At 52.1% G+C, this 23,265-nt stretch carries 23 protein-coding genes; 18 read left to right on the top strand and 5 right to left on the bottom strand.

What is annotated here, in order from left to right:
- The first annotated feature begins 3 nt into the window (after positions 1-3).
- The gene (locus IVG45_RS06810; RefSeq protein ID WP_196437106.1) at positions 4-726 is read left to right on the top strand and encodes a DUF3581 domain-containing protein; all 723 of its coding nucleotides are present in this window, start codon (positions 4-6) and stop codon (positions 724-726) included.
- Between the two features lie 142 nt (positions 727-868).
- Here the strand turns inward: IVG45_RS06810 and lexA are convergent, their stop codons facing one another.
- Positions 869-1,504: a transcriptional repressor LexA gene (lexA, locus tag IVG45_RS06805; protein WP_196437105.1), complete on the bottom strand. Its 636-nt coding sequence runs from the start codon at positions 1,502-1,504 to the stop codon at positions 869-871.
- Positions 1,505-2,020: 516 nt separating this feature from the next.
- Here lexA and IVG45_RS06800 point away from each other — a divergent pair.
- The 16 genes from IVG45_RS06800 to IVG45_RS06725 all read left to right on the top strand — a co-directional run bounded on the left by IVG45_RS06800 (position 2,021) and on the right by IVG45_RS06725 (position 19,642).
- The gene (locus IVG45_RS06800; protein ID WP_196437104.1) at positions 2,021-4,054 is read left to right on the top strand and encodes a TonB-dependent receptor plug domain-containing protein; all 2,034 of its coding nucleotides are present in this window, start codon (positions 2,021-2,023) and stop codon (positions 4,052-4,054) included.
- A 26-nt stretch (positions 4,055-4,080) separates the two neighbouring features.
- Complete coding sequence (locus IVG45_RS06795; RefSeq protein ID WP_196437103.1) at positions 4,081-5,169, top strand: lipocalin family protein; 1,089 nt, start codon at positions 4,081-4,083, stop codon at positions 5,167-5,169.
- 239 nt (positions 5,170-5,408) lie between these two features.
- Positions 5,409-6,047 carry a YfiR family protein gene (locus tag IVG45_RS06790; protein ID WP_230874783.1) on the top strand — a complete coding sequence of 213 codons (639 nt, stop codon included), beginning with the start codon at positions 5,409-5,411 and terminating at the stop codon, positions 6,045-6,047.
- Between the two features lie 4 nt (positions 6,048-6,051).
- The gene (locus tag IVG45_RS06785) at positions 6,052-9,081 is read left to right on the top strand and encodes a response regulator (protein ID WP_230874782.1); all 3,030 of its coding nucleotides are present in this window, start codon (positions 6,052-6,054) and stop codon (positions 9,079-9,081) included.
- Complete coding sequence (locus IVG45_RS06780) at positions 9,078-9,986, top strand: diguanylate cyclase (protein ID WP_196437101.1); 909 nt, start codon at positions 9,078-9,080, stop codon at positions 9,984-9,986. The genes IVG45_RS06785 and IVG45_RS06780 overlap by 4 nt, the downstream gene beginning before the upstream one ends.
- 133 nt (positions 9,987-10,119) lie before the next feature.
- Positions 10,120-11,337 carry a type II secretion system F family protein gene (locus IVG45_RS06775; protein WP_196437100.1) on the top strand — a complete coding sequence of 406 codons (1,218 nt, stop codon included), beginning with the start codon at positions 10,120-10,122 and terminating at the stop codon, positions 11,335-11,337.
- Between the two features lie 12 nt (positions 11,338-11,349).
- Entirely contained in the window at positions 11,350-11,775 is a 426-nt protein-coding gene (gene gspG / locus IVG45_RS06770) for a type II secretion system major pseudopilin GspG (protein WP_196437099.1), read from the top strand.
- Between the two features lie 6 nt (positions 11,776-11,781).
- Complete coding sequence (locus IVG45_RS06765) at positions 11,782-12,243, top strand: GspH/FimT family protein (RefSeq protein ID WP_230874781.1); 462 nt, start codon at positions 11,782-11,784, stop codon at positions 12,241-12,243.
- Positions 12,230-12,652 (top strand): type IV pilus modification PilV family protein, encoded by a 423-nt coding sequence (locus IVG45_RS06760; protein WP_196437098.1) that lies wholly within the window; start codon positions 12,230-12,232, stop codon positions 12,650-12,652. Before IVG45_RS06765 ends, IVG45_RS06760 begins: the two co-directional genes overlap by 14 nt.
- Complete coding sequence (locus IVG45_RS06755; protein WP_196437097.1) at positions 12,649-13,317, top strand: prepilin-type N-terminal cleavage/methylation domain-containing protein; 669 nt, start codon at positions 12,649-12,651, stop codon at positions 13,315-13,317. Before IVG45_RS06760 ends, IVG45_RS06755 begins: the two co-directional genes overlap by 4 nt.
- Positions 13,298-14,287, top strand: coding sequence for a general secretion pathway protein GspK (locus IVG45_RS06750; RefSeq protein ID WP_196437096.1), 990 nt, complete (start codon positions 13,298-13,300; stop codon positions 14,285-14,287). The genes IVG45_RS06755 and IVG45_RS06750 overlap by 20 nt, the downstream gene beginning before the upstream one ends.
- A complete protein-coding gene (locus IVG45_RS06745; RefSeq protein ID WP_196437095.1) occupies positions 14,259-15,458 on the top strand; it encodes a PilN domain-containing protein in 1,200 nt (399 codons plus the stop codon). Before IVG45_RS06750 ends, IVG45_RS06745 begins: the two co-directional genes overlap by 29 nt.
- Positions 15,451-16,029, top strand: a complete 579-nt coding sequence (gene gspM / locus IVG45_RS06740; RefSeq protein ID WP_196437094.1) for a type II secretion system protein GspM — start codon at positions 15,451-15,453, stop codon at positions 16,027-16,029. Before IVG45_RS06745 ends, gspM begins: the two co-directional genes overlap by 8 nt.
- The gene (locus IVG45_RS06735) at positions 16,026-16,628 is read left to right on the top strand and encodes a hypothetical protein (RefSeq protein WP_196437093.1); all 603 of its coding nucleotides are present in this window, start codon (positions 16,026-16,028) and stop codon (positions 16,626-16,628) included. The genes gspM and IVG45_RS06735 overlap by 4 nt, the downstream gene beginning before the upstream one ends.
- Positions 16,618-18,831 (top strand): type II secretion system secretin GspD, encoded by a 2,214-nt coding sequence (gspD, locus tag IVG45_RS06730; protein WP_196437092.1) that lies wholly within the window; start codon positions 16,618-16,620, stop codon positions 18,829-18,831. Before IVG45_RS06735 ends, gspD begins: the two co-directional genes overlap by 11 nt.
- 652 nt (positions 18,832-19,483) lie before the next feature.
- Positions 19,484-19,642 carry a hypothetical protein gene (locus tag IVG45_RS06725; RefSeq protein ID WP_230874780.1) on the top strand — a complete coding sequence of 53 codons (159 nt, stop codon included), beginning with the start codon at positions 19,484-19,486 and terminating at the stop codon, positions 19,640-19,642.
- Here IVG45_RS06725 and IVG45_RS06720 read toward each other — a convergent pair.
- Both IVG45_RS06720 and IVG45_RS06715 read right to left on the bottom strand, forming a co-directional pair.
- Positions 19,639-19,785: a VIT1/CCC1 transporter family protein gene (locus IVG45_RS06720; RefSeq protein WP_230874779.1), complete on the bottom strand. Its 147-nt coding sequence runs from the start codon at positions 19,783-19,785 to the stop codon at positions 19,639-19,641. The genes IVG45_RS06725 and IVG45_RS06720 overlap by 4 nt on opposite strands.
- Positions 19,786-19,826: 41 nt before the next feature.
- On the bottom strand, positions 19,827-20,516 hold the full coding sequence (locus IVG45_RS06715) for a cytochrome b/b6 domain-containing protein (protein WP_196437091.1): 690 nt from the start codon (positions 20,514-20,516) through the stop codon (positions 19,827-19,829).
- A 101-nt stretch (positions 20,517-20,617) separates the two neighbouring features.
- On the opposite strand from IVG45_RS06715, the gene IVG45_RS06710 reads away from it, so the two are divergent.
- Complete coding sequence (locus IVG45_RS06710) at positions 20,618-21,142, top strand: helix-turn-helix transcriptional regulator (RefSeq protein WP_196437090.1); 525 nt, start codon at positions 20,618-20,620, stop codon at positions 21,140-21,142.
- 308 nt (positions 21,143-21,450) lie between these two features.
- Here IVG45_RS06710 and IVG45_RS06705 read toward each other — a convergent pair whose 3' ends face one another.
- Entirely contained in the window at positions 21,451-21,855 is a 405-nt protein-coding gene (locus tag IVG45_RS06705) for a hypothetical protein (RefSeq protein WP_196437089.1), read from the bottom strand.
- A 250-nt stretch (positions 21,856-22,105) separates the two neighbouring features.
- Positions 22,106-23,212 carry an ISAs1 family transposase gene (locus IVG45_RS06700; RefSeq protein WP_196435104.1) on the bottom strand — a complete coding sequence of 369 codons (1,107 nt, stop codon included), beginning with the start codon at positions 23,210-23,212 and terminating at the stop codon, positions 22,106-22,108.
- Positions 23,213-23,265 lie beyond the last annotated feature (53 nt).

The raw sequence follows: 23,265 nt of genomic DNA, 5'->3' as shown, positions 1-23,265 counted from the left end.
TACATGTTCCTAAAAGAATTTTACGAAACTCACGACAACAGCATCCGTATCGCTGCTCAACAAGCCAGCACTTTTGCCAAAGAAATTGCCCATGACTTCAATCCCTTGCATGATGAAGATGCCAAACGCTTCTGCGTGCCGGGAGATTTGCTGTTTTCGTTGGTACTGGAAAAATACGGCCTCAGTGAAAACATGCATTTCATCTTTTCCGGGATGGTCGGCGATGGGGTTTTATTACATTTTCCCGACACCGAGGCCGAACTGATCGATGTCACCGACAATCAAGGTAAAACCTATTTGCAGATCCAACGTTCGGGCCAAGTTAATCACGATCCGGCCATGATCGAAGCCTTGATACGCGATTACGTGGCGTTTTCGGGACAAAACTTCCCCTATGTATTGGTGCCGATGCTGGAGAAAGAAAATGTGATGTTCAACATCGACAGGCCATTGGTGATTTATGAGAGTATGACGCTAAAAATGCAGCGACTCGATATTGATAATCCGCGTTTGGAAACGCTGGAACCTAAAATGGAAGTCAACGGTAAACGGGCCACGGCTTATTTGTATTTTCAAATCAAATCAGGTGACGAGGTAGTAGGTTCCGGTTTCAAAAAACTGACCGTCAGCGGGCTGCGTGAATTCGAGGCCGATCCGATGCAGGCTTTTGTGGATGATTATCTGGCGCGGAAAAATGGTTATCTGGAGAATCTGTTAACCAATTAGAGTCGTCGGGTACCGATCAAATTGCCGTTGGCCGAGCGGAGTCGAAGTCGACTTCTCGCTTCGGTTCCGCTCAACGAACGACTCCGCTAGGCAAACGATAGTTTTGGCATCGGCACTGGGTACAAGCTTTCTCAAGAATAGCCTAGGAAGGGCGCCGATAACTTCGCATTTGTCCGACCAGCACGCCCTGAATTTCAACCCGCGACGGTTGATAGCGCATGGCCGGCATGGCCGAGTTGGCCGGGATCAGCAAGGTTTCATGCGGGTATTGCTCGATGAATTTTAAAGTTGCTTCGCTCTTGTCGACCAAGGCCACTACAATTTCACCGTTACGGGCATGGCAGCGTTGCTCGATCACCACCCAGTCGCCATCAAAAATGCCTTCCTCTATCATCGAATCACCTTTGACTTTAAGTACATAACAGGACTTTTCGGTTTTGATCTCATCGGGAACCGACATGTAGGCCAAGTCTTCGATTGCCTCAATCGGTTTGCCGGCCGCGATTACGCCGACATAACGCAAGCTGTTTGCCGTCGACATTGGCGCTTGTCTAGTCTGTTGGGCTTTTTCGGTCAGGCGTACGCCGCGGTGTTTCCTATCCATTGCCTCAATCAAGCCGGCTTCAATCAAATCCTGGATAATCCGGTGCAGCGAACCACGTGATTTCAAACCCAATGCAACGCATAATTGGTCCAGCGAAGGCGGATGGGCAAAGTTATGTTGGTTATGCAATAAAAAGTCGATGATTTCGTGTTGCTTGCGGGTCAAGGGTGGCATGGAGTTTGTCTCTGGTTTAAGTTTTTGTTTTGTTCTTGCTGGGTTATTGTAAAGCTACATTAAGAACTATAAAAGAACAAAGTGATTTTCGTTATAAGCCAAAGCCTGTTGTTATCCTATTTATTCCGTCCGTTCGGAGGTTGGCGCCGACATTTAAGGGGAATATTCAAACAGGTTTACCATACTTTATTTATGGAATTGCTGGGCTATACTGTTTGGCCTGGAAAAGCCTTTAACCCTGGAGGCTGCTCACAACAGCAAATATATCCATGAATAAGCCTGGAGAAATGCCGGATTTTCTGGTTAATGACAAAACGCCCGTGAATTCATAGGGTTTTTACTGGCAAATAGTGGCCATTTTTTATTAATTTCATGAGTTTTGTAGTGTTCGCCGGCCATGCATTTCTCGGTCCGAGGGACTAGCTTGAACAAGGTTTATTGTGAGAATATCGCCGGTTTAGCCAAGTAATTGCCCTTCTTCTTTTCAAATAATAATTAAAAAAAATGGAATCAACGATGCGGTTAAATTGCCGGTTTCACGGGCAAGCGCCAACCCCACTGGCTTTCTTGGTTTTATCGGTTACGTTTAATATCGGTTTTGTTGGCGGCGTGGCAGCCGGCGAGCCAACGCCGGACATTGAAGATTTATCGATCAACGACCTGATGCAAATGGAAGTTTCGTCCGCTTCCAGAAAATCTCAGACCTTATCGGATACCGCCGCCGCGGCTTTTGTGATCAGCCAAGACGACATTCGCCGTTCCGGCGCCACTTCCATACCGGAAGCATTGCGCTTAGCCCCCGGTATAGAAGTGGCGAAAATCAACTCGAGTGCTTGGGCCATCACCGCCCGTGGCTTCAACGGTAAATATGCCAACAAATTGCTGGTGCTGATGGACGGCCGCACGATTTATACACCGTTGTTTTCCGGTGTGTTCTGGAATTTACAGGATACGATGATGGAAGACATCGAGCGTATCGAGGTGATACGCGGACCCGGGGCGGTGATGTGGGGCGCCAATGCGGTCAACGGCGTCATCAACATCATTACCAAGAAAGCCAAGGATACTCAGGGCAATCTGTTGGTGGCCGGCGGCGGCAATCAGGAACAAGGTTTTGCCGGCTATCGGCACGGCGGCCAAATAAGCGACGATGGCAGTTACCGGGTTTATGCCAAGACTTTCGAACGGAAGGCCTATGTTGGTTCCTCGGGAGAAAGGTTGCATGACGACTGGCGCTCTGTACAGGGCGGATTTCGAATCGATGAGCGTATATCCAGCGATCATCGTTTTACCGTGCAAGGCGATGTCTATCGGAAAACCGTCGGCAATACCGTTGGACCGGTAACCGTCGCTCCACCTTTCAATACCTGGTACAACGTCGATGAACATGCCGACGGCGCCAATTTGCTGGCGCGCTGGGAAGGCAATCTCGGCGATGGTTCCGAATTTAAACTGCAGGGCTATTATGACCGGGTCAGCTTTAGCGCGCCGGCCTTGTCGGACGACCAGGATATGTTCGATATCGACTTCCAACACCGCCTGCATCCCAGCTCCAACCACGACCTGCTATGGGGCGCCAGTTACCGCTTCATTCACAATGCCGCCGGCAACACTTCCGCGATTGCCTATACACCCGAAAGCCTCGGTTATCACAACGGCAGTGTGTTCGTGCAGGACGACATCACACTGATAGACGACACCTTGCGGCTGACGTTGGGCACCAAACTCGAGGAAAGCCATTTCGGCAACACCCAGGTTCAGCCCAATGCCAGGTTACTGTGGACGCCTAACGACCAGCATTCGATCTGGGCATCGGTTTCCAGGGCTGCCCGTACCCCGTCGCGAGGCGAGGCACAATCAAACATCGCTCTCGGCACGGCACCGACCGGCTTCCCGGCGCCCTTCGACCGGGTTCAAGTTCGGGCGTTACCCAATCCCGATTTGAAGGCGGAAAAAGTATTTGCCGCCGAAATCGGCTACCGGACCCAATGGACTAGCCAATTCTCCACCGATATTACCGCGTTCAGCAATCACTACACCGACCTGATCATGTTTCGCCAAGGCCAGTTTGATTTCGCGACACTGACGCAACCCATGCTTTGGTACAACAACACCAGCGAAGTCACTACCCGCGGCATAGAGCTTTCCTCAGACTGGCAGGTTTTTGATTGGATGCGGTTTACCGGCAACTACAGCCATTTGAAGATCGAAAAGCCCTACGATCCGGCTAATCCGGACACGGCCGGGCTAAGTCCTAGGCATCACTGCTCCCTACGTTGGCAGTTGGATATGAACCGGCAGACTAAGCTCGATCTTACCTTGCGACATGTCGGCCGCTTGAACGCGGTCGGCCAGTCGGTTCCGGCTTACACGACTTTCGACGCCCGGCTTGCTTATCAACCTTATTCCGGCATCGAATTGTCCGTCGTCGCCCAAAATCTGTTCTCGCCGCAACATTTGGAATATCGGGAAGTGACCGCGATATCGCTATATGACTTTAGCGCGGAAGTCCCGCGTTCGATCTACGGCAAGATCGATTGGCGTTTTTGATTTTTCAACCCTTGTGAGTCTCGACAATGAGTAAACTCTGGAAAAAACTGCCCTGGATCATTGCCGGGGTTTTGATTGTCATCAGCTTATTGATTCCGCCATTTCTACCCTGGGCGTTGCTGATCGCCGTGGTGATTTATTATCAGTTCATGCCTAGGCGAGGCTTGATCGGGCCGGTTAACTTACCGGAAATGGATGCTTTTTTACCGACGGAGCAGGTGCAGTGGTGGTATTGGACCGGACACTTACAGGCCGAGGACGGCCGCCGTTTCGGTTTCGAAGTGGTGTTCTTCGCCTTCGACAGTTTTTTGTTCATGCGCGACCAACTGGTGCAAGCCGCCATAACCGATGTCGACGGCCAACGTTTTTCCTTCGACGAGTACGTCGAATTCAAGCTGCCTAATCGCGGCAGGAACGGTTTCGATCTAAAATCCGGTTACGGCGACAAAGTCACCGCCGTTGGCGGTAACGGCCATGACCGCTTGCATGCCCAAGTCGGCGATTACCTACTGGATATTGAGCTAAAGGCCACCAAACCGCCGGTCTTGCATTACGGTGGCGATGCCCATCCCTATCGTTTCGGCGGCTATAGCTATTATTATTCGCGGCCCAAGATGGAAACCAGCGGTACGCTGACGGTTGGCGGCGAAACATTGAAGGTCAGCGGCAGCAGTTGGTTCGATCGTCAATACGGCGAGCTGTATCAGGCCATCTTGCAAGGTTGGCAGTGGTTCGCCGTCGAACTGGACGACAACCGGCAGATCATGCTATTCGATTTTAAAGGTAGCGATTCTTCGGTGGAAAAATCGGGTTCGATCACCGATGCAGCCGGCATTACCGTCCAGTTGAACGCCCAAGATTTTCAGGTGACGGTGCTTGAGGAATGGACCAGTCCGCATACCGGTTGCACCTACCCATCAGGCTGGGAAGTGGAGGTTCGCGGCGAAAAATTCACGGTACAACCTTTGCTGAAGGACCAGGAATTACGCGCCAAACACCATATCTGGGTCGGACCGGTTTATTGGGAAGGTGCATGCGGTGTTGGCGGTAGTGTATCCGGCAAAGCCTATGTGGAGCTCAACGGCTATTGCCCTTGTCCGCGGATCGTCGGTTAGCCCCGTCCTCGAATTGGTCCAGCGCGGTTTCGGCGAAACTTCAGTTTATGGTTCGGCTTGACAGCGGATGGGCGTTCATATGGCATGGCTGCGCCGCGCTAAATCATGAGCGTTTGACTTATTCAAAAAATCCCCTCGCTTGTCCCTGCCTGTTTCGACAGCAACCGTTGCCATAATCGTCGCATGTTCATTTTTAGCTCTCGAGCAATGACTAGTCTGTCCAGTTTTATACCCATTAAATGAAGCCTTACCGAAAATGCCAAGGTTATCCGATAGTGGCGCGCGCGCTTGGCATTAGCGGCGAAGCTCGCTCGCGCGGGATAAGAGCTGCTATGGCGCTGTTGAGCCACGGCCGACCGCTTAGCTTGATTTTGCCGGGTTTGTTGCTGTTTTGCCGAGCCTTATCGGCGGATGGTTTATCTGAAGGCCAGATCAAGGCCGCTTATCTTTACAATTTCGCCAAATTCGTCGAGTGGCCGGCCGAGAGCCTGCCGGCCGGCGCCGAAATCGTGTTGTGCAAGGTCGGTAACGACGAGCTGGACGGCGCGCTGCGGGCACTGGATGGCCGTAAGGCGGGCGAGCGTGAATTACGGGTTGTGCAACACAGCCACGACACGTTCGATCCGAGCGGTTGCCACCTGCTGTTTCTCGGTAGTTCGGAGCAACAGCGGTTCGTGATGACCCTGAAGGCCTTGGGCAACGCCCCGGTCCTGACCTTGTCGGATATCGGCGATTTTGCCGAAAAGGGCGGCGGCATCGGCTTGTTGTTTCGCGAAAACAAGGTGGTGTTCGAAGTCAATCTGGAGGCTATCCGTAACGCCGGACTGCATGTGCCGGGTCAATTGTTGAATATCGCATTTTATGTATACGGGAGATAGTTCATTGCACGCCATATCCGGTTTTTCAAATTGGTCGTTACGCCGGAAACTGGTGTCTATCATCATGTTGAGCTGCGCGGCCTGTTTATCGGTCAGTTTATCGGTGATGGTGGTCAGTTCCGCCTACAGCCGCAATCAGGATGCGTTGAGCGAATTGGCCAGCATGGCCGATGTGTTAGCGGAAAACGGCCAGGCCGCGCTGGTGTTTTCCGATCAGGCCGAGGCGCGGCGGTTGCTGGAAGCGCTGAAGGAACATCCGGAAATCGTTTCGGCCTGGATGGTATCCGCCGATGGCTCGGCGTTATCTTCCTGGAGTCGGGCGGGGCGGGATGCTGCCATGCCCACTTATCACCGACAGCCCTATCGCGAGCTGCGCACCGATTTCTGGGGTCGGAGCGCGGAGCTGTTTACTCCGGTCATCAAGAATACCGAGTTGATCGGTTATGTGTTGCTGCAAGCCGATTTCACCGCGCATTGGAACGATCAGCTGGCCGACCTGGGCAAGGGGTTGGGGGCCGCCGGTTTGGCGCTGATTATGGTTTATCTGCTGGCTATACGTCTGCAGCGCATCATCTCCCGGCCGATAGAGGATTTGGCCGAAGCCGCCCGCAGAGTCGCGGAAGATAAAAATTACGCGCTCCGGGTGGTTCCGCGCGGCAAGGACGAAATCAGCGACCTAGTGCGGGCCTTTAATGCCATGTTGGGCGAGATTCAAACAAGGGAGCAGAATTTGACCGTCCACCGCGACTGTCTGGAACTCGAGGTGGCGCAACGGACCACCGAACTGCAGTTGGCCAAGGAGCAGGCGGAGGCCGCCGCGCTATCCAAGGGTATGTTTTTGGCTAATATGAGCCATGAAATCCGCACGCCGATGAACGCAATCATCGGACTATCCGACCTGGCGTTAAACAGTCAGCCGCCGGCCAAGCTGAGCGATTATCTGCATAAAATACACACTTCGTCGCTGGCGCTGTTGGCGATCACTAACGATATTCTGGATTATTCCAAAGTCGAAGCCGGGCGGATGGAATTAGCCAACGAAGTGTTCGGCCTGGAGGAAATGCTGGAAAACGTGCTGAACCTGTTTATTGTCCGTGCGGAGGAAAAAGGTCTGGAGGTAGTGCTGGAGTTAGATCCCGCCGCTCCGCCGCGCTTGATCGGCGATGCGCTGCGCCTGGGGCAGATACTGAATAATCTGGTCGGTAATGCGGTCAAGTTTACCGAGTCCGGGCAAATCCATATCAAGGTTTCGCGGCTGGCAGCCACCGACGATTGTGCGACCCTGAATTTTTCGGTGCGTGACAGTGGTATCGGCATGACGCCGGAGCAGGTTAACCATCTGTTTCAAGCTTTCACTCAAGCCGACGGCTCGATTACTCGCCGTTTCGGCGGCACCGGCCTCGGCCTGGCCATCAGTAAGCGGCTAGTGGAAATGATGGGCGGGGAATTGAGCGTGCAAAGCCAAGCCGGCGAAGGCAGCCTATTCGAATTCAGCTTGATGCTGCCTTTCCCGGAGCAGCGCAAATGCGGGCCGGTCTTCGCGCATTTGCAAACCATGCGAGTATTGATCGTCGACGATCTTGACATTTCACGGCAAATGTTGCGGGACATTATGCGGACCTGGGGATTTCAAGTTGAGGAGGCGGCTACCGGCGAGGATGCGCTGGCGTGCCTGAAATCGGCCAATGATTCCGGTCGGGATTTCGAATTGGTGCTGCTGGACTGGAAGATGCCGGGCTTGGACGGGGTTCAGGTCACCCGCGAGATCAGGAGCATGGTGCGCAGGGCGGAAATTCGCCACGCGCCGGTGGTCATCATGGTGACGGCGTTCAGTCGTGAAAGATTACTGAGTGCCGCGGGCGATGCAACACCGGACGATATTCTGGTAAAACCAGTGATGCCTTCCATGCTGTTGGATGCATTGACGCGTCTGCAGGGCGGCGCGATCTTTCGAACCGACGAGCAAGCCCGGCCAGGGCTGGCTGTGATGGCGGCGCCGATACGCGGGGCGCGCATATTGTTGGTGGAGGATAATGAAATCAATCAGATTGTGGCCCGCGAATATCTGGAGGGTGCCGGACTGAGCGTCACCGTGGCCAATAACGGTCGAGAGGGCGTGGAAGCGGTGCGCAAGTCCACGTTCGATGCGGTGCTAATGGATCTGCAAATGCCCGAGATGGGCGGTATCGAAGCCGCCCGCGCCATTCGGTTGGATGCCCGTTTTGCCGACTTGCCGATTATCGCGATGACCGCCGCCGTACAAGACAGGGAGCGTGACGATTGCTATGCGGCGGGCATGAACGATCATGTCGGCAAGCCCGTTTTGCCGCGAACCTTGATCACTACCTTGGTTCGCTGCATCAAGCCGCGTGGGCAAGCGATTACGGCCGGGTCCGCGCCGCTTGGCGGCGAGATCATCTCTCCATTACCCGCCGAACTACCCGGTTTTGACCTTGATTACATCCGGCTTACGCTAGGCGAGGATTGCGGCAAACTTAAAAGTCTGCTCAAACGCTTCCACGAGAAGTTTTTCGACTCGGCGGCACAATTGAATCGACTCTTCGCGGAAGGAAAAGTCGAGCAGGCGGGGGCGTGGCTACATGATTTGAAAGGCGCGGCCGGCGTGATCGGCGCCGTCGAGCTGAGTCGGGCCGCCGCAAGACTGGAGGACAGTCTTCACCTGGGGGCGCAAGACCAAGAACGCGAGGCCTTCGAACGCAGTTTGGACGACATGCTGCGAAACTCTGCTAGGCTGTGCCGCCAGGATTCGGCCGAGGACGCCAACGGCGACACCCATGATTGGCTCGTGGCCGGCCATCTCGTCGGCCAATTGCGCGCATTATTGGACGGCAGTGATTTCGTGCCTGGCGAGCTGATGGAACGTTTGAAAAAGGCCTTGCCCGGCGGGAACGGCTTGCGGTTGCTGCATAAAATAGAAAAACAGGTCGGCAATATCGACTACCGGAACGCGCGCGGGACCTTGGACGAGTTGGAAACCACCATCGCGCGGCATTTAGAGAGCGGATCGGCATGACTATCGAAACCACCAAACCACTGATCTTGATCGTCGATGATACGCCCACCAACATTCAGGTATTGGCGGAAAATTTGATTCAGGATTATCGGGTTAAAGTGGCGGCCAGCGGCGAGGCCGCGTTGGAGGCAATCGCCCGGCAGGGCTTGCCGGACTTGATTTTGTTGGATGTGATGATGCCGGATATGGACGGTTACGAACTCTGCCGCCGCCTGAAAAACGACCCGCAAACCAGTGCTATCCCGGTGATATTCGTCACCGCGCTGAATGGCGGCGGCGACGAAGAGCGTGGTCTCAATCTGGGTGCCCTGGATTACATCACCAAGCCGTTTTACCTGCCCGTGGTCAAGGCCAGGATACGCAATCATATACGGCTGAAGCAGATGGCCGATAGGCTGGAGGCGATGGCTTGGATAGACGGTTTGACCGATGTGCCCAACCGCCGGCGATTCGATCAGATGCTGGAAATCGAATGGAAGCGCGCGCAACGCAGTCATTTTCCACTGGCGATGATCATGGTGGATGTCGATTATTTCAAGGCCTATAACGACTGTTATGGACATGGAGCCGGCGATACCTGTCTGAAGCAGGTGGCGGCGCTGTTGAGCGCGATGGTCAGCAGGCCTTGCGATCTGGTGGCGCGATACGGCGGTGAAGAATTTGTGATACTGATGCCCGAAACCGATATCGATGGCGCGCGGCGGGTTGCCGAACAGTTACGCCTTCGCATCGAGTCCGAGCAAATGAGCCATGCCGGCTCCGGCGTTTCATGCTGGGTCACGATTAGCGTCGGTTACGCCGCGATGACCCCTGGCCAGGATCAAATGCCGTCGGCGTTGTTGGACGAAGCGGATCGTATGCTATACCGGGCCAAGAATTCGGGCCGTAATTGTACCCGCGGTTAGTGGCCGGTGTCACCGATTTCGATGGCTGGTTCGACCGGGCGGACAAACTGTATAATTGGTTTCAATTCGACGTAGCCGACGGCCGATATTTCAATCCCGTATCACGGCCCAACTTCATTCAACTAACGACTCCATGCCATTATTTTCTTATAAAGTTGTCAATAATCAGGGTTTAACGGAGGAGGGCGTGCGCGATGCCAGCGATGAACGGACTTTGTTGTTGGAGCTGCAAAACCAGGGTTTGATTCCGATTCGGATCGAACCGGCCAAGGAAAAAACCTTTCTCGGTTTCAGGCGTAAATCGGCCGCCGTGCATTTGTCGCATAAGCAAATCGGCATGCTGACCGGCGAACTGGCCACCTTGCTGGAATCGGGTTTACCGTTGGACAGGTCGTTGACCATTTTGCTGCAATTGACCGAGGAAAATCCCAAGCTGAATAAACTGGTGGCGAATGTGTTGGAGAAGGTGAAGGCCGGCAAGGCCCTGGCCGATGCGTTGGAAAGCCAAAGCGGGGTGTTTTCCAAGTTTTATTTGAACATGATCCGGGCCGGGGAAATGGGCGGCAATCTAGGCGGGGTGTTGCAGCGCTTGGCCGATTACATGGAGCGCACCCAGGAGCTGAAGGACACGGTCAGCACCGCCTTGATCTATCCGGTCATTTTGCTGGTGATGTCGCTGGCGTCGTTGTTCGTGATGCTGACATTCGTGGTACCGCAATTCAAGGAGATGTTCGATAGCGCCGGCCAGTCGCTGCCGGTACCGACCCAAATCGTGGTAGGGCTGGCGGACTTTTTACAAGGTTATTGGTGGTTGATACTGTTGTCGGTGCTGGGCGCCGTGCAGTTCATGAAATCGCAACTGTCGAATCCGGTCAGTAAAAAAGCCTGGGATCAACGTTTTTTGACTTTGCCTTTGTTCGGCGAGATCGTGATTAACCTGGAAACCGCCAATTTCAGCCGCACCTTCGGTACCTTGCTGGGCAATGGCGTGTCGATTTTGAAATCACTGGGTATCGTGCGCGAGACAGTGACCAATAGCGTGCTGTCCGATTTGCTGGCGCATGCCGAAGAACAATTGAAACAAGGGCGCACCATGTCCGAAGCCTTGGGCCAACAAAACCTGTTTCCCAAACTGGCGGTGCAAATGATTAAAATGGGCGAGGAAACCGGGCGGCTGGAGGAAATGTTGCTGCGGGTCGCGCTTATTTACGATAAACAACTGAAAACCACGATTCAGCGCATGCTGGCTTTGCTGGAACCGGCTTTGATTATTTCGTTGGGGCTGATGATTGCCGGTATCATCGTCTCGATTTTGTTAGCGATATTGAGCGTCAACGATCTTGCCATTTAACGGAGGAAACACATGAAACATTCTTTACGCCGTTCCGACGGTTTTACCTTGTTGGAACTGTTGGTGGTTTTGGGAATTATTGCCTTGCTGGCCGGCATCGTCGGTCCGCAGGTGATGAAGCACATGGGGGCATCCAAAACCAAGGCCGCCAAGGTTCAGATCGAGGATCTGGCGGCGGCGCTGGATATGTATAAACTGGACGAGGGACGTTACCCGACCCAGCAGCAAGGGCTGGATGCGCTGATCCAAAAGCCGAACGATGCCAAGCGCTGGAACGGCCCGTATTTGCGCAAGGAAAAAGTCCCGCAGGATCCTTGGCTGCAGGATTATCATTATGTTTATCCGGGCCAGCACGGCAGTTTCGATTTATTCAGTTATGGCGCCGATGAAAAAGAAGGCGGCGAGGGCGAGGAGCAGGATATCAATAGCTGGGAGTGAGCCGTTGTGAGGTTTGCCGCTAAAACCGCCCAAGGCTTTACCCTGCTGGAGTTGATCATCGTATTGCTGATTAGCGTACTGGGATTTGCAGCAGTCGGCACCAATATTTCCTCCGGCAATCAAACCACCCGTTTGCAGGCGGCGGCGCGGGATATTGCTTCGGCCTTGCGTTATGCGCATGGCCAAGCCTTGATGACCCGCAAACCGGTCAGCGTGGCGGTCAATCTGGGCTATAACAGTTATAGCATCAGCAATCGCGACAAAATCTACCATCTGAACCACGAAATCGATATTTCGCTGGTGGTGGCGGAAGAGGAGTTTGCCGACGACGAGGAAGGCAGCATACGTTTCTTCGGCGATGGTTCCTCGACCGGCGGACGGATTACGTTGGAATGGGGTTCGCAGTTACGCCGTATCGATGTCAACTGGATCACCGGCGAAGTAGCCATTTCCGATGCGGCGGCATAAGGGCTTTTCATTGCTGGAAATCCTGGTGGCCTTTGCCATCATGGCGGTGGCATTGACTATCGTGTTGCGGATTTTCGGCTCCGGGGTCAATGCCGCGGTGCTGTCGGAGGACTATACGATAGCGGTGCAAATCGCGGAATCCCTGATGGCCAGAACCGGCGTGGAAACGCCGTTGCAAATCGGCGAAACCTCCGGCACCGAGGCCGAAAAATTCGATTGGTTGGTCAGTATCCGCCCGGTAACGCGGCAACAGGCCACGGCCGAACGCTTTCAATCCCAACAGCAACAATCCCAACCCGATCTGCAATTGCTGGCCGTTACGGTGCGGGTCAGTTGGGGCGAACAAGATACCCGGCAACGCTCGCTGGAACTCAATAGCTTGAAATTGTTTCGGGAGCCGGAATTGTGAGGATTGCCCGCCGTAACGGTTTCACCTTGATTGAGGTGCTGATTGCCATGACGCTGTTGGGTGTCATGGTGGTGTTACTATTCAGCAGCTTGAAAGTCGCCGCCGAAAGTTGGAATGCCGGTGAAAACAAAATTGCCGAAGTCAATAAAAAGGCGGTGGTGTACCAATTTTTCAAGCGCCATTTGACTGCGATCCGGCCGCTGCCTTCGCTGGATACCGAGCAAAATTTCGAGACCGGTTCGCAACAAGTTTTTCAAGGTTTCAATCAAAGCCTCAGATTTGCCGGAGCTTTGCCGGCCAGCTCGGCGCGCAAGGGGATTCAGGTATTCGAGCTCGAACTCGATCCCGCCAAGTCCTCAAGCTTGAGAGTTAGATTAAGCCCCTACCGGCTAAGCGACGATGATCCCAAGGCCGAGGAACCGGTGGTGTTATTGGAAAACATCGCCCAATTGAAGTTTTCCTATTTCGGAAAAACCGAGGACATCGCCGAGCAGCAATGGCGCGATGAATGGACCATCGCCGACAGGCTGCCGGGTCTGATCAAGGTGTCGATTAGTCTGGAGGATGGTAGTTATTGGCCGGAGATGGTGTTTCCGGTAAAAATCACTCAGGCGCACACTGCGGAAAGTGTTACGGAACAAGCCGATGTCGCCGAAAATCCATAAGCCGCAACGGTCCAAATCCCGCAACCAAGGCGGCATGGCGCTGGTAATCGTGATCTGGATTTTGACCTTGCTGAGTTTAATGGCCGGCAGTTTTGCGATGAGTATGCGCCGCGAGACCAGTGTCAGTTCGGCGATCAAAAACAATGCCGAGGCGCAGGCCTTGGCGGAAAGCGGTATTATGCTGGCCGAATTCATGTTGACTCAACCCGATCCGCGTCAGCGTTGGCTTGCCAATGGCTCGGTCTATCGGTTGGAGCGGGAGGAAAGCGAAATCCGGATCCGCATTTTCTCGGAATCAGGCAAAGTCGATATCAACGCGGCCGACGAAGCGCTATTGGCGGCCGTGTTAAAATCGGCGGTCGACGATGACTGGCAACAACGGCAATTGTTGAACGCAATACTGGATTGGCGCGATGCCGACGACGACACCCGAACCCAGGGCGCTGAAAGAAGGCAATATCAGCAGGCCGGTTTGAGTTATGGGCCGGCAAACAGTGGTTTTCAAAGCCTGGAAGAATTGCAGCTGGTTTTGGGGATGACCGAACGGATTTTTAACGCGATCCAGCCCTGGATTACCGTCTACTCAGGCCAAGCGCAAGTCAACCAAGACCAGGCCTCGCCCGAGTTATTGGCTATCCTGGCTGAAGACCTAAAACAACGCAATATTCAGGATGCATCCCTGCAACAGCATCTGGATGCCGTGAATAATCCGGATAGCGATATAATGGATTCGGAGCAGTCGGCTATCGGCGAAAATCAAGCGTTTACCATTATTGCCGAAGCCAGGTTGCATGATGAGGCCGCCTCCGGCCTGGAGGCGGTTGTAAAAAGCCAAGGTATTGAAAACCCATTACCCTTTGAAACACTGGATTGGAAACAAAATTTAACGGGTCTGTCGCTATTTGATGAAGAAATGGAAAACTCGATAATCACAATTCAAGATGAATTTAGATACGACGATAGAATTTGATCTGAAAAAGTTTTTTCACTGGTGGGGCGGGGAACTCGCCTTTCTGGTGCCTAGCGGATTGCGCCGCCGCCTGCGTGACCGCCAGGGTTATCTGATTATTTCGCCATCGCGGCAAGGGTATCTACTGGAATTTTTTGACGATGATAAGCTCATCGCGCAAAAGTCCATAGCCTCGGCCGATACCGCCGGCTATCAACAATTAAAAAACCAATATCCCGCTATTGAAAAAACGGAGGTTGTGCTGCGTCTGGCGAGCGAGCATGCCTTGCAGAGAGTGATTTTTTTGCCGGCCGCCGCCCAGGAAAACCTGCAACAGGTTGTCGGTTTTGAGCTGGACCGCTACACGCCTTTCAAGCCGGAACAGGTTTATTTCAGCGCCGTGGTGCTGGGGAAAACCGAGCAAGGCCAAATCCGGGTGTTATTGATTGTAGTACCCAAAAACTTTCTCGACCAACAGTTGGCGGCGATGGAGGCTTTGGCGGTACCTCCTCACCGGGTCGACTATCAGGCCACGGTTTCCGAGTTTCCGCAAATCCGCGATGCCTATAATTTATTGCCGGAGCGTTATCGTCAGCGCGGTTCCAGATTAAACCAATCCATACATTGGCTATTGAGCGGCATCTTGTTGTTATTGACCATTGCGGCTTTGGTCGGGCCGGTCTGGTTGGAGGGGCGGGCGGTTGACAGCCTTAAGAGCCGGATCAAACAACTGGAAAAGCAAACCCGGTTGGTCGAGGCTCAACAACGGGAAATCGATGCCTTGCGCGGCGAAACGCAAAAATTGATCGACATCAAGGATCAGTCGCCGGCATTGTTGGGCGTGTTGGCTGAACTAAGCAGCTTGCTCAAGGATGATACCTGGCTGACGCATTTGCAATATTCCAATAAACATCTGCAGATTCAGGGACAGTCGCCGGCGGCTTCGGCCCTGATCAGCCTGCTGGAAGGTTCGGCATTTTTTAGTAAAGTCAGTTTTGTGTCGCCGCTGACCCAAGATAAAACCACCGGCCGTGAACGGTTTCAGATTAGTTCCGATGTCAGCATGCCGGTTACAATCGCCGCTGAGTCGGCAAATACGGGGGACGACGCTAACAGTAACGATCAATCGAACTCGGAGCAGTCGCCGCCGGAAGCGATTCCGGAAGCCGCGGCGGAGGTGAAGGGTGACTGATGTTCGTTTTCAACGCTGGTTGGCGGTTGCTTTATTACTGTTGGTGGTTTTTACCGTCATCTTTGCCCTGCTGTTGCCGCTGATTACAACCGGATTGGCCTATCACGAAGAAAAAAACGATTTACTGTTCCGCCTGCAACGCCAACAAAGCATTGCCGGCCGCGAAAGCCGGGTAGCCGAGGACCTGGAAGCTATCAAACAGCAATTTTCCCAACAAGGCTATTTTAGTACCAGCAGTACCGAAGCCTTGGCATCGGCCGAGTTGCAAAATATCGTCAAAACCGCTGTTTCGGATGCCGGTGGCCAGTTGACTAGTACCCAGGGTTTGCCGGGTAAAATGAATGACGGATTTTTGCGGATCTCGGTAAAAGTACGCATGACGGCCAACATGGAGGCCTTGCTCGGCGTTTTACACGCAATAGAGACAGCCGTGCCGGTACTGATCGTGGAACAACTGGATATTAATCCGGTGCGGGGCGCGCGTAATCGTTCGACTAACAAGGTCGAACCCAGCGGGCAATTGAACGTCAGCTTTGAGGTAGTGAGTTTCATGCGGGGGCAGACGCCATGAACCGTAAGTTGCTGACGGGGCAGATCATGGCGGGTGGCGTATTGAGCTTGATTCTATTGGCGGAATGGAGTTATGCCGAGTTTAGCCGCGGCCGCCTGCAAGCGATCATGGATCAGACCGTCCCCACCGATTATCACTCCGAGCCCTTACCCACGCTGAACATTCCCAAGCAGAATACGGATAGCGTTAACGCCATCATCGAGCGGCCTCTGTTTATCGAGGGGCGAAGACCCTTGGTCGAAACGCCGGTCGAGACCGCCGAAACCAGCGATACCGGCCAACTGGACGACTGGTTATTGATCGGCACCTATACTAAAAATAAACGTCCAACCGCCTTGTTTCGGAAACAAAACGAAGCTAGGAAGTTTTTGAAATTAAACCAGGATCAGCTGATTTCCGGTTGGCAATTGAAGGAAATATTGTCCGACAGGGTGGTTTTGCAGCAGGGCGCGCAACAAAAACCCGTTATGCTTAGAAAACCCCGAGAGCAAGCGAAGTCGCCCGCGCCGCCTAAAAAGCCAGCAACTCCCATTAAGCCGGCAAAACCTATTGTGCCGAATAACAACAATCCCTCCGAGAATAACAACGATGACGGTTAAAACCAGCAAAGCACCGCGTGTATTGGCGCTGGCCTTGACAATGGCGGGCTGCGAATACATTGGTCCGCAACTCCATCAAAAACTACCTCTTCCCAGCGCGGCGCCGGTTCAAGAAGATCAGGCTTTACCGTCGGACAGCGACAAGGAACGCGCCAGCAAAACCACCAAGGTGGAGATTTTTGCCAATGATGAATCGAATATACGAAGCGCTAAAACCGCCACACCGGTTAAAAGCGCCGGCAAGGGCGAATATAGCTTGAACTTCGACGATGCCGATGTCGGCGAAGTGGCCAAGGTGATTTTGAGTGACATTCTGGGGAAAAATTACACGATCAGCCCGCAAGTCAGCGGAAAGGTGACTCTGCAAACGACCGACCTGCTGAACAAGGACGATTTGATTCCTACCCTGGAAATGCTGTTAAGCCTGAATAACGCCGCGCTGGTGGTCGAGGGCGGGATGTATTTGATCAAGCCTTCCAATGAGGCGATGTACAGCAGTTCATTCAAATCGTTGGGCAGCACCCGCATGCCGTCCGGCTATCAGACTCGGGTGATTCCGGTTCGCAATGTCGCCGCCTCCGAAATTGCCGAGATTCTGAAGCCGCTATTACCGGAAAATGCGCTGCTGCATGTCGATCCGAACCGTAATATCTTGCTGGTTGCCGGTTCCGGCACTGAATTAAACCGGGTGCAGGATGTGATCAACACCTTTGATGTCGATGTATTGAAAGGGCGTTCGTTTGCATTGTTTACCCCGGCGCATGTGGACGCCGCCAAAATCATCGAGGAACTGGAACAGATTTTTAGCCGGGTATCGGCGGGCGACAAAGCCGATGAAAACAGTTTTTTTAGATTTATCGAAATCGAGCGACTCAACGCCGTGCTGGCCATTACGCATAATGCCAAATACCTACAGGATATCGAAAGTTGGGTCTACCGTTTGGATAGGACCAATAGCGAAGCCGGCGGCGGCGTCAATGTCTATCGCGCCCAGCACGTCAACGCGCTGGATTTGGCTGAAACCCTGGGCCAAATCTTCGGTAACGCCAGCCAATCGCGGTCGAAGTCGGCGTCGATCGCTTCCGGGCGCAAAGCCTTGTCGGCGACGAATAAGCAGAGTAGCGGCTCGAAAGACTCGGGGATGGATAAAACGCTGAGCGATAATAAAACGCAGGACAGATCGAGTGCGCGCGGTTCGTTGTCCGGAGGCGGCGGCAGTAGCAGCGGTACGAGTGGCGGCGTCGGAAGCAGTAACGCGGAAATGCCCAATGTCAAAATCATACCCGACGAAGGCAATAATGCCCTGGTGATCGTGGCTAATTCCGAGGAGTACGCCAAGATTCACCGGGTAATCAAACAGTTGGACGTGTTGCCGTTGCAGGTGTTGATTGATGCGACGATCGTGGAAGTCACGCTAAAAGATGACTTGGAATATGGCATACAATGGTTTTTTAGCCACAACAATGGCGGGGTTAATGAGATTTCAGGCGGAAAAGGCCTGAGTCTGAAGGATATAGGTACGGGTATTGCGACGGGCGGCTTTTCCTATGCTTTTGCCAGTAATTCCGGCGATATCAAAGCCTTGCTGCAAGCCAACGCCACCAACAATAATATCAATGTCATTTCATCGCCATCGTTGATGGTGTTGAATAACCAGGAAGCCTCGATCAAGGTCGGTGATTCGGTGCCTATACGCACATCGGAATCGACCAATACCAATACCATCGGCAGTGACAGCGTGGTGCAGACCAGCGGAATTCAAATGATAGACACCGGTATTAATCTATCCATCAGACCGCGTGTCAACGCTGGCGGTCTGGTATTGATGGACATACTGCAAACCGTCAATAACGCCATCGCAAACACGGTTAGCACGATTGATTCCCCCCAAATTCAGAAGCGAGAAATCGAAAGTAGCGTTGCCATACAAAGTGGCGAAACGATCGTGTTGGGTGGCTTGATCAAGGAAGACAATACCCATAATCGATCCGGCGTGCCCTTGTTGCACGAAATCCCGTTGATAGGTCCGTTATTTGGTGGCACCACGCGCAACAAGGATAAAAGCGAGTTGGTGGTGTTGATCACGCCGCGCGTCGTCAATAGCCGTCAGGATGCCCAATCGATTACCGACGAATTCAGACGCAAGCTGTCGTCGATTTATCAAATTCCGGTCGAAGTGGATGTGGAAACCAGCACCCAATAAGGCGATGGCCAAGAATCAATAAACCGTATTGGCGCCGGATTTTTGTTCGGCTACAAGGATCGGAAAAGGGCTCGTGCTTGCGTTTGGAGTTATAACTGAATCTGGTGTACGGCCAAGCTTGAAGAGAGGTGGCGTCCTCTGCTGAAATGAGATTGACGAGATCGAATAACAGCAACCACGAGAACGTTCAATTTGAGTAATGAGTTCGTTCACCTTTTCTGTGTGGTTTTTCAACGGTAGGATAAATCTAGCGCGCGTCAAGTCTGGTAAGTTTATGAATGCCTCACGAGAGCGACGTCTGTCAAGCCACCCAGCGTACCACGCCTTAAGTGTTTTCCTGATCGCAGTTGCAGCCATTAAATTTCATTAGTCCATTGAACTTGAGTTACAATGTTTTGGAGGTTAAAAAGCATAACAAAAAGTTCCACCAGACGGTGTGCGTCGAGGCCAAACTGCCAGGCTCGCACGCTAGAATTTTATGGCATTTTGTCCTAAGAGTACACCGCGAGTGAGCTTAGCGTTGAATGACAGCTCGCTGAATCCTTGCCGACATTTGGTACAAAGCTTCGAATGTCAATTAGTGGCCGGTCAGCGCCCGATCCAGAGCATAGCATGACAATAAATCTCCTTAAACAACAGTTAGGAGATTGTCATGAACCAAGAAAATTCAAGCAATCAACACACACCTTGGAATACAGGTAGATTGATTGGTCAGAAATCGCCACTAAAATTGAAGGAAATTTGGGCTATTCATATCCGTCTGCAGACGGCCAAAAACAGGCACCGGCTACCAATCCAGCTGTGCCGCTAACCAATAATGGCCTGGAGATTCGCATGGGCAGCAGCAACGCCGATCACAAGACTGGCGGTTGAAACGATGCCGTCGTTAGCGCCTAATTCGGCGGCGCGTAACCAGCCGATACGATGGGCGCGATGAAATTCAGAATGTCTCAAACAAGCTCCTTTTTAGAATTTTGGCATTATGGATGTGGATACTACTGGTAAGTGTCATCAATGTCTTTGTTTCCTGTAAACATCGCTTTAACCAATTTCTCTTTATCGATGTAGCTGGATACGGCAACACCTATAATGTGTAGAAACACTAACAACAGGGTCAGGTTAGTGAAGAACTCGTGCAATTCTTCCCAAAACTCTTCCGCTTGCTTATCGATCTTGTATTCGCTGTCAATCAGTTCAGATTTTTCATCATCTTCTTCTTCGTTATCTTCTGCGTTAGCCACAGAAATCAGGCTGACGGACTGAATTTGTGTCTGGACTTGAGTTGCTGACAGGGCGAAAGGGCCTTTATTGTCTTCCACAGCGTAGAGCTTCAAACCCGTGAAGGTGGTTGCTGACAAACTGAGTAATAAGGCGATCACCATGACACCGCCCGCAGGATTATGGCCGATATAATGCTGAGGTTTGGCTGCTATCAGGTTTTTTAGGTAACCCATAATTCGGCTTGGGGAATAGATAAAACTACTGAAGCGCGCGTACTTCCCACCCACAAAGCCCCACACTATTCGAGTGAGCAAATAAGCACCCACGACATAACCTGCCCACACATGTAAGGTCATGAAATCATCTTCGGTGAAATAGGCCGTAAAAAATGCAAGCGCTAAAATCCAATGTCCAATACGAATCACTGGCTCCCAGACCCTTAAAGTTTGTTTCTCATTTGTCATGTCGTTACTCCCAATCAGTTCTCGTTCAAATCAAGTTGAGCTACATGTTGCGTTAAACTGGCTTCTTTGGCATCCGTCATCCGACGTATAGGACACTATTTATGGCATTTATCAACGATAACAAACGCTTCAGCCAATGGGCTATTAGCATATGTTTGTTGGTTTTAGTGCTGATAACATTGGATTTTCTGGGGGACTATCGAGATGGCGTGCCGTGGCCGCACTTGTTTGTCGAAGCCATCATTCTGATGCTTTCTCTGCTAGGGCTGGTCTATTTCGGTCGGCTTTATTATCAATTTACACAAACCAAAATAAATTTGCTGACGCAAGATTTGGCTTTAGCCACGCAACAATCTCAAGAATGGCGTGAGGCAAATCGTGAGCTTATTGCGGGCCTGGCTGTTCAAATACAGAAGCAGTTTGACAATTGGCAACTCACCCCAGCAGAAGCCGAAGTCGGTATGCTGATGTTAAAGGGTTTGAGTCATAGCGAAATTGGCCAGCTTCGCAATGTCAGTGAGCGCACCATTCGCGACCAAGCGCGTGCGATTTACCGGAAAGCGGGCGTGACTGGACGCACAGAACTATCCGCTTTTTTTCTGGAAGATTTACTCCTGCCACGTTAGCCGTATTAATGCTCATGGCAGCTGAGTGCAGCTTATCGCCTCTACTTGGGGGATATCTATGGGTACGAACTTTTGAAAACTAGGGGTTCGGGACGTTATGGCAACTGTAACAGCTGACTTGATAGCCCGCTGGCCTGTGTTTAGTACCAAATACACCTGCATTGATTGTTTTGGTAACCTTGATGGCGCTTAACGGTGAACCGGCACTGGTTGTGCCATGGCAATAGGTACAATTCGGCGATGTCGCAGTACCATTTTTGTTGGCATGATCATGCTGACTCACCCAAGCATTATTTACCCTGCAATTTTTAATACATACCGTTCCCGATCCAGGCGCCTGCAGCAGCACCGATGCCTGCCGCCAAAGGATCACCTCTGCCTATTTCATAACCCATCACGCTGCCGATCATGCCACTCACTAAACCTTGTGTTGAGCGTTGATCGTAACCGTAATAATTAACCGGTGGAGGAGGTGGTGCATAGTAACGAGGCTGTACCGGAACATATTCCACCACTTGCTCGGGAACATAGACAATTTCTTCTTCAACAACCCTTTGCGGCATATACACAACCTCTTCTCGATAAGAGGGATAATAATTTTGCCTGTGATGGTGGCCGTGATGATGTTCACGATACTCACCCCAGTCATCATCTGCGAATGCATTTGATGAAAGCAACAACCCCACAATTATAATCTGTGCCATTCTGAACATATGAACTCCTTTTTGGATAATGATTCAGTTGTGGCGCATTCTGCTGAGAGCGGCTTAAAATTTCCTTAATCAGGCGTGGCTTATATTTACAAAGCTAATGCAATCAAAAACTGAGTCTAGTTAAAGTCAGATTACTGCCAAACAGCGGACTTTCAAAGGCATGATTTTAGATTAATATGAATGTCGCAAAGTGGCCGTAGTGAAGCAGTGATATTGTCAATTTGCTCGCCGAATACCCAGGGCAATCGCGCTATGTAGCTTCTGTCCCAAAAAGTAACTTGAAGCGATAGTTGTCGTTTAGACAGGCCCGCAGTTTACGGCGCTTCAAGCTATCTTTAGTTGGACCGTTGTTCCTGAGCAGATTCAAGGCCATCCGTCGCATCAATGCCAGATTTTCGGCGGAATGATCAGTTCTGGCTCGATTGGCGTCTTCGCCAAATTGCACATCCAACACCCAGTGCTGTGAGTTTTCAATCGCCCAATGTTGTCGGACACCTTTGGCAAAGCGCGACAAATCGGTAAATGAGCACAAATAGTAACGATGCTCGACCGAGGTTTTATCGCCGATGATGCGCGTTGATTCAACCCTTCCAACGGCTTGTAGTCCGGCCCAGTCTGGCTTTTGCGTCAACCAATCAATCTGGGTACTCAAGCTATAGCGGCGTATTTCGATGCGCCCGTGACTTTTGTCGATCGTTTCATGGATGGGTAATCGACTTTGGGCATTTTCCGTATCCAGCCAGAGTCGAACGTCTTCGCAAAGCAAGGCGTGATTATCCTTGAGAGCCAACACATAATCGGCTTGCGCCGCGACGATGGTTTGGGCAATGGCTTTTTGGCAGCCCATGGCATCAATCGAGATCAAGGCGCCTTGAATATCCAACATCGACAACAAATCCGGAATGGCCGTGATTTCGTTAGTTTTTTCGCCGACCGCTTGCTGCGCTAATACCCAGCGCGCTTCAGCGGCAAAAGCACTCATCAAATGCACGGCTTTATCCCCTTCACGACTGCCGCGCAGGGTTTTACCATCCAAACAAACTTGCTGACCCGAAAGGCTGGGCAAGGCCGCCCGCACCCAACACTGAAAGGCATCCGCAAAGGCTTTGGGATTCAATCGCCCAAATACATCGCTCAAGGTATCGTGCGAGGGAATGCCGTTCGGTAGTGCCAGAAATGTCCTAAGCCAATCTTCTTTTTCTTCGGCAAACTCTTCCATGCCTACCCAGTCTTCAATGCCACTCAACACCGCGCACAATACAATCATGACAATATCGCCGAGGTTGTGCAGCTTGTTTTTGGTTTCGCGCCGCGGGTCTTCAAGATTAGCCAAATAGGGCATTGGATCAGGTAACATCTGCGTTTTGGGGCAAATCACTATACTAAACGATAGGATCGGGCAAGTGCTAC

The organism is Methylomonas sp. LL1 (genome assembly GCF_015711015.1).
Classification (GTDB): domain Bacteria; phylum Pseudomonadota; class Gammaproteobacteria; order Methylococcales; family Methylomonadaceae; genus Methylomonas.
Note: the sequence above shows the minus strand (reverse complement) of the source record. Positions and strands in the feature narration are given on the sequence as shown.